Consider the following 12,182-nt stretch of genomic DNA (forward strand, 5'->3'; position numbering starts at 1 on the left):
TTGTTCAAGGTCAGCCAGCGTGCTCGACCTTGAGCGGTTGATCGGTATGGATGCGCTAAACCCACGCAGGGCTCTGGCCCGCATTGCGGGAAATCCCTCATTGCAGCACCTCCATCACCCCACTAGCATGAGCCTCGACACCCAGCCAGTTCAGAGGGAAAGCTCATGACGACCCAACAACATGACGACAAGCAACCCACCCCGGATCCTGCAGAAAACAACGCATTTTTCCCCTCTCCCTATTCCCTCAGCCAGTTCACCTCACCCAAATCCGACCTCAGTGGCGCCGACTACCCCGACCCCTACAAGGGCGGGCGTTGGAAGGTCCTGGTGATCGGCGCCGATGAGCGTTACCTGCTCACCGACAACGGCACGATGTTCTCCACCGGCAACCACCCGGTGGAAACCCTGCTGCCCATGTATCACCTGGATAAAGCCGGCTTCACGTTCGATATCGCGACGCTGTCGGGCAACCCGGTGAAGTTCGAGTTTTGGGCCATGCCTTCCGAAGATGTGGAAGTGCAGGGCTTTTATGCCAAATACCGCGAGCAGTTCAAGCGCCCGCTCAAGCTGGCCGAGGTGATCGAGAATGCGCTGGGTGAGGACTCGGACTATATCGGCGTGTTTATCCCCGGTGGGCATGGAGCGTTGATCGGCTTGCCGCAGAGTGCCGAGGTGAAGGCGGTACTGGAGTGGATGGTCGCGAAGGACAAGTTCGTGATTTCGCTGTGTCATGGCCCGGCCGCGCTGCTCGCAGCGGGTGTGGGCGAGTCCAGGGATTCCTATCTGTTCAGCGGTTACAGGATCTGCGCCTTTCCCGATGCGCTCGATGCCACGACGCCTGATATCGGTTATATGCCGGGCCATCTGACCTGGAAATTCGGCGAGCAACTGCAAGCGCTGGGGGTTGAGATCGTCAATCAGGACATTACCGGGGCGACGCTGCAGGATCGCAAGTTGTTGACCGGCGACAGCCCGTTGGCAGGCAACAATCTCGGTAAGCTGGCCGCGCAGGCATTGCTCAAAGCGGTCGCGGCGGGGTGACTGAGGCCACTGCGGAGAGGGCGATGCGTGCCGTTTTCGCTATCGAGGCGGCGCAGACGCTGGAGGCCATCCAGCAGGCGGTGCGTGGTTTCGCCGAGGCCTACGGCTATGATCGGTTTGTGCTGTTTTCCGCCTCGTCAGCGAGTGAAGAAGTGGTGGAGCGCATCTATTGGGTGGAGGGCGATTGGTTCGGTAGTGGCCAGGATGTGGATGCCCAGACCTATGTGCGTCGCTGCCCGATCACGCGCCATGTGCTGGATAATCGCGAAGCCTTCTTCTGGATCAAGGTGCAGGACAAAGGCGGGGAGCGCTACCACGTGGTTCGTGCACCAAGCGGCCCTGGCGTGCAAGGACTGCAGGTGCCGGTGTTCGGTCCGCAAGGGCTTGAAGGTGCCATGAGCCTGGGCGGCGAGCGGGTGGACGGCTCGGCGCGAGTACGCCTGGGGTTGAGCATGGTCGCCACGGCGGCTTTTTTCTGCGCACGCAGGCTGCTTGAGCCGCCGGTGGCTGAATGGGTAGGCAAGCTTTCCCTGCGTGAGCGGGAAGTGCTGGCTTGGACGGCTGCCGGCCGGCGCCAGGCCGATATCGCGGCAACCCTCGGTTTATCGGAGCGCACCGTGGAGAATCACTTGCGCTCGGCGCGCCGGCGCCTTGGGGTGGCGACGACAGCGCAGGCCGTCAGGATTGCGATTCGCAAGGGGGAGATTGAGGGTTGAACAAGAGGTTTTTTGAAAACACGTTAGTTAATACACGGTGACGGCCCACGACGCTTGTCCTGGAGCGGAGATTGGCAAAAGCGTTGGGGCAGCATCGACATTTGAAAGAGTCAAACTTTGCGTGCCCAGCTTCCGAACATCACATCGCCGATGTAGATGCCTGAAGAGGCTGAACGCTCCTGATCCAAGCGCTCCTGCAGCGTTTCAATGTCGACGTCTTCTGCACTGGCCACCCCTAATGCAGTGATCCGCGGTAAGCACGCTCGAACGATGGCGCCAAGGTTGTAGGGTGTATCAGGTGTTTGTATCAGGCATTCAGCCCGCACGCTTTCAACAGTCAAGCCTGCCTGTGTAAAAATGCCGTGCAGATTAAAACCGATGTGTAGATCGGCCCCTTCGCGAGCAATCATTTCCTGTATCCAGGATTGCGCCGTTTTATGCAAAGGGAAGGGATCCAGGCTTGTGGGCACCATCGTCGTATCGTGCTCTTGAAAGACCACGATGCCAGTGGGGCGCAAGTACCTCGACAGCGCACGAATCGTTGCCACCGCATCCTTCTGATACATCAGGACACGCCGCCCAACGATTGCGTCAAAAGTGCCGAGAGAGTCCTGCAGTTCTGAAACATCACACTGCAAAAACTTCAGCGAAGGGTGGTTTCGTGATGCATTGCGCTGGCGTGCACTGGCGATGGCTGCGGCGTCACGATCGATTCCGACGATCTCTGCGTCATTCTCCACCAAATTACACAACAGAAATGAAACATCCCCCGAGCCGCAGCCAACGTCCAGAATTCGCATCCCTTTTGCGATTCCTGCGTCGATCAGCAAACGTGTGGTGAAGTCGGGTAGGTTGGTCGACATTACTAAGCCTCAATGAGTTTATAAGTAAGCGTAAGCTCTTATTGCCGTGCTTTTTGGCAGTGTAGAAGGTTTCACCCAGTCAGTGGCGAGTCTCCAATGCATGAAGTGTGACGCTGGCGGTATGTGGACTGGGATGTCCGCTTCTGGCCGATTGCTGCCCGTCACCAGCGCAGAAATCGGCCAATTGCAGACCTTGGATGTGTCTGGAAAACTGAGGGCGATTCACCTTGCGCAAGGTGTTGCGACAGGAACGCCATCGCAGAAGACACTAAAGTGTGCACAGGCTAAGGCAACGACGCGTGTCAGACCTTGAAGCGCGCCACTAAGTGATTGAGCTCAATAGCTAGGTTGGCCATCTCGCTGCAGGCGCTGGCGGTCTGACTGGCGCCTGCTGAGCTCTGGATTGACAGTTCACGGATAGTGGTCAGGTTCTGATCAGCCTCGCGGGCAACCTGAGCCTGCTCTTCTGAGGCGGTGGCGATCAGCAGGTTGCGCTCGTTGATCTGGGCTATGGCCTGGGCGATCTGTTTGAGCGACAGATCTGCATTCTGGGCCACCGCGATTGAGCTGCTGGCTATCTGGGCGCTGACGCTCATGGCTCTCACCGCCTGGGTCGAGTCGTCCTGGATCGCGTTGATCATCTGTTCGATTTCCTGGGTGGACTGCTGGGTGCGATGGGCCAGAGCACGCACTTCATCGGCAACGACCGCAAAACCGCGGCCTTGCTCGCCCGCACGGGCAGCTTCAATAGCCGCATTTAGCGCTAGCAGATTGGTCTGATCGGCAACCGCGCGAATCACTTCGACCACCTTACTGATGTCCTGTGCTCTGCCGGACAAGGCCTTGACCTGTTCACCAGTGCTGGCCACGTTGCTGGCCAGACCTTCGATGGCCTTTAGGGTCTGGGCCACGTTCTCGATCCCCGAGCGGGTGAATTCCGTTGATTCGCGGGAAGATTGGGCGGCGGCTTCGGCATTGCGTGCCACCTCGTCCACCGCTGCACTCATTTCGGTCACGGCGGTGGCGGCCTGATTGACCTCATCGTTCTGTCGCGCTAGTCCACGGCTGGCCTCTTCGGTCACCGCGCTCATCTCTTCAGAGGCGGATGCCAATTGGGTGGAGGAATCGGCGATACGGGCGATGGTTTCGCGCAGGTTGCTCTGCATCTTCGCCAAGGCGGCGAGCAGGCGGCTGGCTTCATCGCGGCCATTGATCACTACCTCCCGGGACAGGTCGCTGCCGGCGATGCGCTCGGCCACGGCCAAAGCTTCGCTGATCGGCGCCGTAATGCTGCGGGTCAGCATCGCAGCCAGTACGATGGTCAATATGACGGTCGCGACCAGCAGGCCGATTACCAGTGTCACACCATTGCTGTAAGTCGCGGAAGCATCCAGACCTGCACGCTTGGCGCCGTCATCGTTAAAATCTGCGAGCTTGTTCAGCTTGTCTTGCAGGCCATTGGTCATAGTACTGATACGGGTATTGATCAAGACGATGGCTGCGGCGTTATCACCACTTCGCAGCAACGGCTCAAGCTCATCCAGCAGCTTGAAATACTGCTGAATATCGTCGGCCACTGCCTGGTAGAGCTCACGCTCTGCCGGCCCGCTGATCAGGGGGGCGTAAAGGCTAATGGTGTTCTGCACCGTGCTGCGGTAGCCGCTCAACGCAGCGATGCGGGTTTGGCGCTGTTGCTCGTCGATTGTTACGATGCGGACGCTTTCAAGGCGCAGACGAAAGATGGCTACCTGCATCTTGCCGATTTCACGGATGCTTGCCATCCAATTATTTTCGACGACCTGCTCCGAGTCCCTAAGCTTGCCCATTTGCATCAAAGCGACAATGCCCAGAGCAAATACCACCAGGATAATGAGTGAGAAGAAGCAGGTCGACCGTGGAGCAAGGTTCATATTCCTGACGTTCATGTTTAACTCTCTTGGAAAGGTAGGTAGCCGGCATAGAGACTGGTCCGTGTAGAGAGCCCGGAAGTGTGCGATGGCATGAGGTACCTGCGAAATGGGAGGAACAATCAGGGGCACCTGCAAGGGTATGTATTCGCCCTTGGTCCGCATCCTGCGCAGGTATTCTTTTGTTAGACGGCAACGAGTAGCGGCGCTTTCCTGGCTAGCTAAAAGTTGTACAAATGTTGATACTTGTACAACTCTTGTACAGCTATTTTGCTGCGATGTCGTCATGACATCATGCGATCCCGATGAGCGGTCAGTAACCTCCAATTTCTGGCAGCCGCGAGAAATAGAGGTCTGGCTATCGGGCTGACTACTGTTTGGCGGCGATACAGCCAAGGCCATCTTTGGGCCGATAGAATCCTGCGCCTGTAAAAATGCGTAGCGCTATTTCTGTACAAGTATTTTGTATGGGGTGAGCTAGGGCGCGCTAATTGTGAGCATGCGCTGCGCTAGGGGCTGTTGCCGTTTTATCGCGAGCCGCGATGCTGCGAGAGATGGCTCCCGGTTATGGGGGGCGAGTTCATTCTCGGATCTCCATGCGAGATGGCGGGGCAGGTTTGCCCAACGTACGAGGGGGTTATGCAAATGGCGAGCGATGGTGTTGACTGCCCCACTTGCGGGACATTCATGCCGGCTGGCCGAGCATGAGAGGGACTAGCGGACTGATCGACATGCACGTCTAATTGGTCGATTTTGCCAGCTTATCTGCCGCCAATTATATCCGACGTTAATGTCTGCTTTTGGCCGATAGCTGCCGCTTACTAACGACCATTTTCGACCGAGAGCGGACGCTCGCCCAACCGCTCTACCAACCTTACGAGATAACCGTCGGCATCCTGGACGATGAATTCTCGCTGACCTACTTCTACATTTTCAGCCCGATACCAGGTGTCTTTGCATTCTCGATAGAGTGAAACACCAGCCTGATCAAGTCTTTGGATGACGGGGGCGACAGCTTCAATATCAATCTGTAGGTTCATGCCTCTTCCAAACGGCCTGCTCAACGGCGCCGTCAGCCATTGACCCGCGTGCGAATCAATCTGCTCAAGCATGACTTGAGCGCCATTCAAATCAAGGTATGCAAACCCATCTTCCGGGCGTTGATAAGCTACTTTGAACCCCAGGCAAGAGACCCAAAAAGCCAAGCTGCTCTGCAGGTTGGTGACCATTAACTCCGGAACCAGTTTGTTACGTTCGAACATGAGATGACTTCCATTTCACAAGGCCCATTTCTGCAGGCGGACAGGTGTCAGTATCCAACAAATTCGCCGCGATTCAAATGTGGGAGGGGGCTTGCTCCCGATAGCGGTGGGTCAGTCAACATCAATGTTTGCTGGGCTGACGTCTTCGCTGGCAAGCCCCCTCCCACATTTGGATCGTAGAGTATCAGTTAGATAGCGGTCGGTTGTCAGGCTCCAGGGAGAGCAAGCTTACTCCCCTATCGAAGCAGCCCCGATAGCAAAATACGAAAGCTGGCGATTGCTTGCGTCGATGCCAGGTGTGGATCAGCCGCACTCGCGATCCACAGAGACGCATTCAAGGCAGCGCCGTTGACGAGGTAAGCAGTCGCCTGTGCATCCACGGGCTTGATGACGTTCTGATCGATCAACACCTGAATGCTGTGCATGGTGCTGGCCAGGCACGCGCTTTGGCTGGCAGCCCGCGCCGGATCGCCAAGAACCGCAGGACCATCCAGCAGCACGATACGTTGAATTTCCGGTTCGAGTGCAAGCTTGATCCACTCGACGCACTCCTCAACGAAACCCTCCCACGGCGTATCTGCTGTTTCCACGACTGCACGTAGGCGCGCCGAGGATTCTTCGTCTATCTGAGCAATCACGGCTTCCAGCAGGCCTTTCTTGCCACCGAAGTGGTGATAGAGCGCGCCGCGTGTCAATTCGGCATCCGCGGTCAGATCCTCCATGGCAGTTTCGGCGTAGCCCTTCTCTGCAAAGGCTTTGCGGCCTGCCGCGATCAATTTGCTGCGCGTTGACGCAATCATATCTGCACGTTTTTGTCGCGCCATCAGGCTCTCCTTACTAGATCATGAATGCATTGACATGCAGTGCGTATGTTAATACATTAATCGCATACATTTTGTATGTGAGTGCGGCGGGAGCTGCCTACCGCATCATTTGGTCAACCCAAGCGCGAGAATGTCATGACAAAACTATCGAATCAGCAGGTCGTATTGGCGGCGCGTCCAGATGGAGATTTGAAGCCATCCGACCTACGTCTTGAGGATGTAGCAGTACCGATCCCTGGCGAGCGCGAAGTTCTGCTGGAAACCATTTACCTTTCCATTGACCCATATATGCGCTGGTGGATGAGGGCTGAAAAGTCATACAACGATCCTATCGAGATCGACCAGGTCATCGTCGGTGCTACGGTGTCCCGTGTGAGAGAGTCCCATCACCCCGATTGGCAAATCGGTGCTTGGGTATTGGCTTTTTCCGGATGGAAACGCTTTGCTGTTTCAGACGGCAGCGACCTGCGTCGACTTGAGCCAGACCTGGCGCCGCCTTCCACCGCACTGGGCGTGCTTGGAATGACTGGTTTCACGGCCTATGCGGGCTTGCGTAACATTGGCAAGCCCAAGCCTGGCGAAACCGTAGTGGTTGCAGCTGCCAGCGGCGCGGTCGGCTCTATGGTCGGACAAATCGCCCGTCTGCGTGGGGCACGAGCGGTAGGCATCACTACTGGGGCGCAGAAGCTCTCTTACGTGAAGGACGAGCTGCATTTCGATGCAGTGGCCGATTACAACGCGCCAGACTTCGCGGAACAACTGGCCAAAGCCTGCCCGGACGGAATTGACGTCTACTTTGAAAGTGTCGGCGGAAAAATCTGGGATGCCGTGCTGCCGCTCTTGAATACTTACGCTCGCGTACCTGTGTGCGGGGTTATTTCTCAATACGAGAAACCGTCCGGCGCCCAGGAAAACACCGATCGCCTCTCCAATACGATGGCGCAGATTATGGGCAAGAGCTTGACCCTGCGTGGTTTCATCCAGACGGAATATGCCCAAGAGCAGCTAGCTGATTTTCTCGAGGAGGCGGGCCAGTGGATCGCCGATGGAAAATTGAGTTATCGCGAACAGATTACCCATGGGTTGCATACCGCACCGCAAGCTTTGATCGACCAACTCAAGGGACGTAACTTTGGCAAGACGATTGTCCAGGTCAGTGAGGCGTAAACCGGTCTAGCTGAAGCCCTGCCCATTAAAACGAGCTCATACCAGGATAGGGGTGTTATGAAACGATTTGAGATTCAACAGATCGCGCAGCTTCCACCACAGATCCTGGCGCTGGAAAAAGAGGCCGTTGGTGAAGGTTTCAGGTTCCTCACACGCCTGATTACCGAGTGGCACTCTGGAGCAAACCGCTTTGACGCCCCCGGCGAGTGCCTGATGGGGGCCTATTTGAACCAGCAACTGATAGGCATTGGAGGTCTGTCAGTTGATCCATACGCTGGAAATAATGCGGCTAGACTACGACGGGTATACGTCGCAGCTTCGTCAAGGGGGCAACATGTGGGACAGACGCTAGTAAAGGCGCTGGTTGCACGTGCCGCGCTCAGGTTTCAGATCGTGCGTCTTTCCACTGATACGTCTGAAGGAAACGCGTTTTATACGCACTGTGGTTTCAAGCGAACAGATGATGCCCACGCCACCCATATCATGTTGCTTGGGGACACCTGAGGCGGGCAGTTATCGGCCGGCGGTCATTCACCAAGCCGAGCAATTCACACCGCTGCATAGGGACATCGTTATGCCCTTAGCTTGTCTCTTTCCAGTCAGCAAGGAAACGTTAATGGGAATCCGAGGAAAAGACCGTCAGATCGACAACATCGAGTTCAATGTCGTCGACATAGCCCGAAGCAAGGAGTTTTATGCAAGCGCATTCGATTGGAGCTTCGTGGACTATGGCCCGACATATTGCGAGTTCAGCGACGGTCGTATGACCGGTGGATTCACCACGGGAGAGCCGGTGAGGCCGGGAGGTCCTTTAGTCATTCTCTATGCCGACGATCTGGACCGAACCGAACTCAGGCTCAAAGCAGCGGGCGCTACGATCAGACGTGAGGTTTTCTCATTCCCAGGTGGACGCCGTTTTCACTTCATCGACCCAGATGGCTACGAGCTGGCGGTGTGGTCAGCTGATCCTGAGCCTTAAACCCTCGACGTCACTGTCCATTGGCGAAGTTGAACCGCACACGCCGGGAACGACCGACTGTGCCTGGAAGTCTACCTGTATCTACTCATGGGTAAGGTACAGGGCAATGGACAAGACAATCACTGTGGATCAACTGGCTACCACTGACCTTAGATCCATCAACGAGATATGGCTCGGCGGCACGCATACCCAGCTATGCCTATGGCGTGGCGAACAAGTCTTCACCCACGAAATGCTCAGCGAGGGCACCCACGATCAGAATGTGCGACGCCTGTGCTTGCAGTTGGTTAACCCTGACGATCAGGCCGCAGTGGCCAGCGTTGAGTTGATCGCGCGCGAACGGCTGGAAAAGATGGGGAAGAAGGGCGAGTTTTATCCGGCCGAAGAAGTGGATACTCATCGATAGTGGGCCGCTCTTTAGACGTTCACGCAAGGCGGCGAGCCCGGTTGGTGTCTTTGGATGGCGGACACCCGAACTGGCGACTGTACTCACCGCTCAATTGCGATGGGCTTTTTTGTGGTGCGTCCGACTGCCAGTCCGCACTGAGCGGTCATGGAAGGAGGGCGTGCTTTCGCTAGAAGCTCTCAAGACTGACGTTGATTCCAGCTCGTCCAGCCAGCTCAGTAATCGCTCCCAGCCGATCAGCGTCAACAATGACACCGTCGTAATTCTCACCGCCGGTGTCCAGGTGAAGGTAACGTTTACCGAACCGCGCCAGCCAATGATCAAAGTTGTGGAGCACCTCTGGCATTGATGAGGCGCCTTCGCGCACACACGCGTAGGGTACTTTCACACCACTGGCGCTGACCAGATAAGGCGCTTTATACTCAAATACGTCGTAGCCTCTCCAATCCAGGCTAAGGAGAACGAGGTGTTCAAGTTTTTGTCCCTTTGGGTCATTCAGGAATCCCTCCGTGAGAGCACTGGGTGCGTCGTCCCCCATTGCGTACCTACGCATGACACGTCTAACAAGTCTGGCGCCTTCTTTTTCCGGAATGAACGCTACCAGTGCCCAGGCAAAAGCCTCCAGTGCTTTTTTTTGACCGGAATCGCTTCGCTCGGGGCGCAGTTCCTTCATGATTGCTGAAGCGCTGAGGTTTGTCTCCTCGGGTGGAGGCATGGTAAAGCGCCCACCAAAAAGCCGATCTAAAATGCCCATGCCAGTCCCTTATGCCGGTGAGGAAAACATCGCGTTTAAATACTACATGAGCATTTCAAAAGCCGGGATGGCAAGTGGCCGACTGACGTTAAAACGGCGTGCCAGCTGGCTTTTGGTGTAGTTGCCAGAAAACCAGTCAGTGACCGGTCTGATTCGTTGATTCACGGGGGGACTCTTGGTTCCAGAGCATGATCAGTTATCTCCTGATCATGCGTATTAACCTGTAGACCATGCCCTCGATGGGCATCCGAGCATTTCGTGTCCTTCTGAAACGCAGCAACCGTTCGTTCGCCGCTTGATCTTTTTTCAGGCTATTTGGTCCGAATCCGCTCCAGCAAAAGTTTTACTCCGTCATTCAAACACGCTGTGGTGCGCAGCTTGGAAAACTGCGCGCCGTACATTTCCCGTTCCATGTCGGGGCGGACAGTTTCCAACGGAGTAACCAACGATGCGCAATTCTCACAAGGACTCGATGTATGTGAGCAGGCATCTGCTGCAGTGGACTATCGCCCTGATCGGTTCAACGACCGCCCCCTTCACGCTGGCACTGACAATTCCGGATGCCGGGCAACTGCTTAACGAGCAGCAGCAAACCGCGCCGACCGAACGTCAGTCGACCCAGCCGCCACCGGCCTTCGAAATTCCATCGGGCACCTCGTCGGTAAAAGACTCAGGGTTGCGCATCAAGCTCAATGCCATTCGTTTCAGCGGCGATACCCAACTGGCCGACCGCGAAAATCTCCAGGCGTTGGTCGCGCCGGTACTGGGCAAGACCCTCGATCACCCAGGCCTGCAGCAACTGGTGGAAAGCCTGACCCGTTATCTGCGCGGTCAGGGTTACGTCCTGGCGCGAGCGTATTTGCCTCGCCAGGACTTGACCGAGGGTGTGCTCGAAATCGCGATCGTCCAAGGCAAGCTGCAATCGGGGGCTGAACGTATCAAAGTCAGCGGACAAACCCGTACGTCTGCCCAGCGTTTGCATGACATTGCCAGCGCAGCCTTGCCTGAAGGCCAGGTACTGCGCGCCCAGGAGTTGGAGCGGGCGCTGCTGCTGATCAACGATCAGCCGGGTATCAAGGCCCAGTCGGCCCTGGATCGTGGCGTTGAACCGGGTACCAGCCAGTTGTTGATCAATGCCACGCAAGGGCCGATCTTCAGCGGCGGCGTTTCGGCGGACAACTACGGCAACCGCAGTACCGGCACGGCGCGCGGCAACGCGCAACTCAATGTCGATGATCCCTTCGGTTTCGGCGACCGCTTGTACCTCGGGCTCAGCAAAACCACAGGCAGCTCGGTGGTGGGCGGTGGCTATAGCTTGCCGCTCAGCCCGTCGGGGCTGCGCCTGCTCGCGGCCGCTTCCTACCTGCGTTATGACGTCGACCAGGAAGTATTCAGGCCGCTGGACCTGCGCGGCAACGCCAAAAGCGCTTCCCTGGGGCTGACCTATCCATTGATTCGCTCGCGCCTGCAAAACCTCGACGTCACCGCCACCTACGAGCGACGCGAACTCGAAGACCGTGGGCTGGGCAGCCAACTGCGTGAGCGCTCCCTGGACAACTTCACCTTCGCCCTGAACGGCAACCGCTTCGACAGTTTCGCTGGCGGCGGCGTGACCGATGCCAGCGTTGCCCTGACCGTTGGCAAGCTCGACCTTTCAGGCAATCGCGATGATGAGTTCGCCGACCGCATGAGCGCCAAGAGCGACGGTCAGTTCCATAAAGTCAATGTGCGCCTGTCGCGCCTGCAAAGCCTGGGCGCCGCTGACACTTGGACGGTATTCGGCGCGGTGTCCACTCAATGGGCCAGCCAGAACCTCGATTCGTCCGAGAAGTTCCTGCTCGGCGGACCGGCTGGCGTGCGTGCTTATCCGGTTGGCGAGGCCGCCGGCGATCATGGCTGGCTGGGCACACTGGAGTTGCGTCGCGAGATCGATCTCGGCCTGCCGATGGCCAAGTTCCAGGCCTTGGGTTTCTTCGACACCGGCCGTATCTGGCTGCATGAAAAGCAGTGGGAAGGCTCGGTCAACAATGCCGAAAACGCCAGCCGTTATGACCTCAATGCCGTCGGGCTGGGCGCCAACCTCTGGGTCGGCAATTGGACCGTGCGCACCGCGGTCGCGCGCACGCTGGGCGACAACCCCGGTCGCAGTCTGTCGGGCCATGACGCAGACAGTCGCTCCAGCGACTGGCGCGCCTGGCTACAAACGTCCGTCGCTTTCTGATCACGCCGTCAGCCCCCGAATTCTCAAGAGCATTCCATT

At 57.1% G+C, this 12,182-nt stretch carries 12 protein-coding genes and 1 pseudogene; 7 read left to right on the top strand and 6 right to left on the bottom strand.

The genetic code is table 11. From position 1 onward, the window contains the following. The first annotated feature begins 165 nt into the window (after positions 1-165). Together hchA and BLU48_RS09320 are read left to right on the top strand one after the other, a co-directional pair. Positions 166-1,044, top strand: coding sequence for a glyoxalase III HchA (gene hchA / locus BLU48_RS09315; protein WP_057024060.1), 879 nt, complete (start codon positions 166-168; stop codon positions 1,042-1,044). Positions 1,045-1,067: 23 nt separating this feature from the next. Next, positions 1,068-1,760, top strand: coding sequence for a PA1136 family autoinducer-binding transcriptional regulator (locus BLU48_RS09320; protein ID WP_231989027.1), 693 nt, complete (start codon positions 1,068-1,070; stop codon positions 1,758-1,760). Positions 1,761-1,870: 110 nt separating this feature from the next. Here the strand turns inward: BLU48_RS09320 and BLU48_RS09325 are convergent, their stop codons facing one another. The 5 genes and pseudogenes from BLU48_RS09325 to BLU48_RS09340 form a co-directional block, all read right to left on the bottom strand. Next, a complete protein-coding gene (locus tag BLU48_RS09325; protein ID WP_057024058.1) occupies positions 1,871-2,623 on the bottom strand; it encodes a methyltransferase domain-containing protein in 753 nt (250 codons plus the stop codon). 302 nt (positions 2,624-2,925) lie between these two features. Next, entirely contained in the window at positions 2,926-3,789 is an 864-nt protein-coding gene (locus tag BLU48_RS32620; RefSeq protein WP_414896209.1) for a methyl-accepting chemotaxis protein, read from the bottom strand. Then, positions 3,781-4,932 (bottom strand): annotated as a pseudogene (locus tag BLU48_RS32625) (MCP four helix bundle domain-containing protein); the annotation flags it as partial. The pseudogene BLU48_RS32625 and the gene BLU48_RS32620, both read right to left, overlap by 9 nt. A 419-nt stretch (positions 4,933-5,351) precedes the next feature. Continuing rightward, complete coding sequence (locus tag BLU48_RS09335) at positions 5,352-5,792, bottom strand: bleomycin resistance protein (RefSeq protein WP_057024056.1); 441 nt, start codon at positions 5,790-5,792, stop codon at positions 5,352-5,354. A 236-nt stretch (positions 5,793-6,028) separates the two neighbouring features. Further along, positions 6,029-6,616 carry a TetR/AcrR family transcriptional regulator gene (locus BLU48_RS09340; protein WP_046068320.1) on the bottom strand — a complete coding sequence of 196 codons (588 nt, stop codon included), beginning with the start codon at positions 6,614-6,616 and terminating at the stop codon, positions 6,029-6,031. Positions 6,617-6,751: 135 nt separating this feature from the next. On the opposite strand from BLU48_RS09340, the gene BLU48_RS09345 reads away from it, so the two are divergent. The 4 genes from BLU48_RS09345 to BLU48_RS09360 all read left to right on the top strand — a co-directional run bounded on the left by BLU48_RS09345 (position 6,752) and on the right by BLU48_RS09360 (position 9,168). Next, complete coding sequence (locus BLU48_RS09345) at positions 6,752-7,783, top strand: NADP-dependent oxidoreductase (protein WP_057024055.1); 1,032 nt, start codon at positions 6,752-6,754, stop codon at positions 7,781-7,783. Between the two features lie 57 nt (positions 7,784-7,840). Beyond that, positions 7,841-8,287 (top strand): GNAT family N-acetyltransferase, encoded by a 447-nt coding sequence (locus tag BLU48_RS09350; protein WP_057024054.1) that lies wholly within the window; start codon positions 7,841-7,843, stop codon positions 8,285-8,287. A 112-nt stretch (positions 8,288-8,399) separates the two neighbouring features. Then, on the top strand, positions 8,400-8,762 hold the full coding sequence (locus BLU48_RS09355; RefSeq protein ID WP_057024053.1) for a VOC family protein: 363 nt from the start codon (positions 8,400-8,402) through the stop codon (positions 8,760-8,762). A gap of 106 nt (positions 8,763-8,868) precedes the next feature. Beyond that, positions 8,869-9,168 (top strand): hypothetical protein, encoded by a 300-nt coding sequence (locus tag BLU48_RS09360; protein WP_057024052.1) that lies wholly within the window; start codon positions 8,869-8,871, stop codon positions 9,166-9,168. A gap of 169 nt (positions 9,169-9,337) precedes the next feature. Here the strand turns inward: BLU48_RS09360 and BLU48_RS09365 are convergent, their stop codons facing one another. Beyond that, a complete protein-coding gene (locus tag BLU48_RS09365; protein ID WP_057024051.1) occupies positions 9,338-9,922 on the bottom strand; it encodes a DUF6630 family protein in 585 nt (194 codons plus the stop codon). A gap of 448 nt (positions 9,923-10,370) precedes the next feature. Here BLU48_RS09365 and BLU48_RS09370 point away from each other — a divergent pair, with 448 nt between their 5' ends. Then, positions 10,371-12,143, top strand: a complete 1,773-nt coding sequence (locus BLU48_RS09370) for a ShlB/FhaC/HecB family hemolysin secretion/activation protein (protein WP_057024050.1) — start codon at positions 10,371-10,373, stop codon at positions 12,141-12,143. Positions 12,144-12,182 lie beyond the last annotated feature (39 nt).

Origin of the sequence: Pseudomonas synxantha (genome assembly GCF_900105675.1) — a bacterium.
In the GTDB taxonomy this organism is placed as follows: Bacteria; Pseudomonadota; Gammaproteobacteria; order Pseudomonadales; family Pseudomonadaceae; genus Aquipseudomonas; species Aquipseudomonas synxantha.

Coding starts and splice junctions, on each gene's coding strand:
- hchA (WP_057024060.1), top strand. CDS start 166: ATGACGACCCAACAACATGACGACAAGCAACCCACCCCGGATCCTGCA.
- BLU48_RS09320 (WP_231989027.1), top strand. CDS start 1,068: ATGCGTGCCGTTTTCGCTATCGAGGCGGCGCAGACGCTGGAGGCCATC.
- BLU48_RS09325 (WP_057024058.1), bottom strand. CDS start 2,623: ATGTCGACCAACCTACCCGACTTCACCACACGTTTGCTGATCGACGCA.
- BLU48_RS32620 (WP_414896209.1), bottom strand. CDS start 3,789: ATGCAGAGCAACCTGCGCGAAACCATCGCCCGTATCGCCGATTCCTCC.
- BLU48_RS09335 (WP_057024056.1), bottom strand. CDS start 5,792: ATGTTCGAACGTAACAAACTGGTTCCGGAGTTAATGGTCACCAACCTG.
- BLU48_RS09340 (WP_046068320.1), bottom strand. CDS start 6,616: ATGGCGCGACAAAAACGTGCAGATATGATTGCGTCAACGCGCAGCAAA.
- BLU48_RS09345 (WP_057024055.1), top strand. CDS start 6,752: ATGACAAAACTATCGAATCAGCAGGTCGTATTGGCGGCGCGTCCAGAT.
- BLU48_RS09350 (WP_057024054.1), top strand. CDS start 7,841: ATGAAACGATTTGAGATTCAACAGATCGCGCAGCTTCCACCACAGATC.
- BLU48_RS09355 (WP_057024053.1), top strand. CDS start 8,400: ATGGGAATCCGAGGAAAAGACCGTCAGATCGACAACATCGAGTTCAAT.
- BLU48_RS09360 (WP_057024052.1), top strand. CDS start 8,869: ATGGACAAGACAATCACTGTGGATCAACTGGCTACCACTGACCTTAGA.
- BLU48_RS09365 (WP_057024051.1), bottom strand. CDS start 9,922: ATGGGCATTTTAGATCGGCTTTTTGGTGGGCGCTTTACCATGCCTCCA.
- BLU48_RS09370 (WP_057024050.1), top strand. CDS start 10,371: ATGCGCAATTCTCACAAGGACTCGATGTATGTGAGCAGGCATCTGCTG.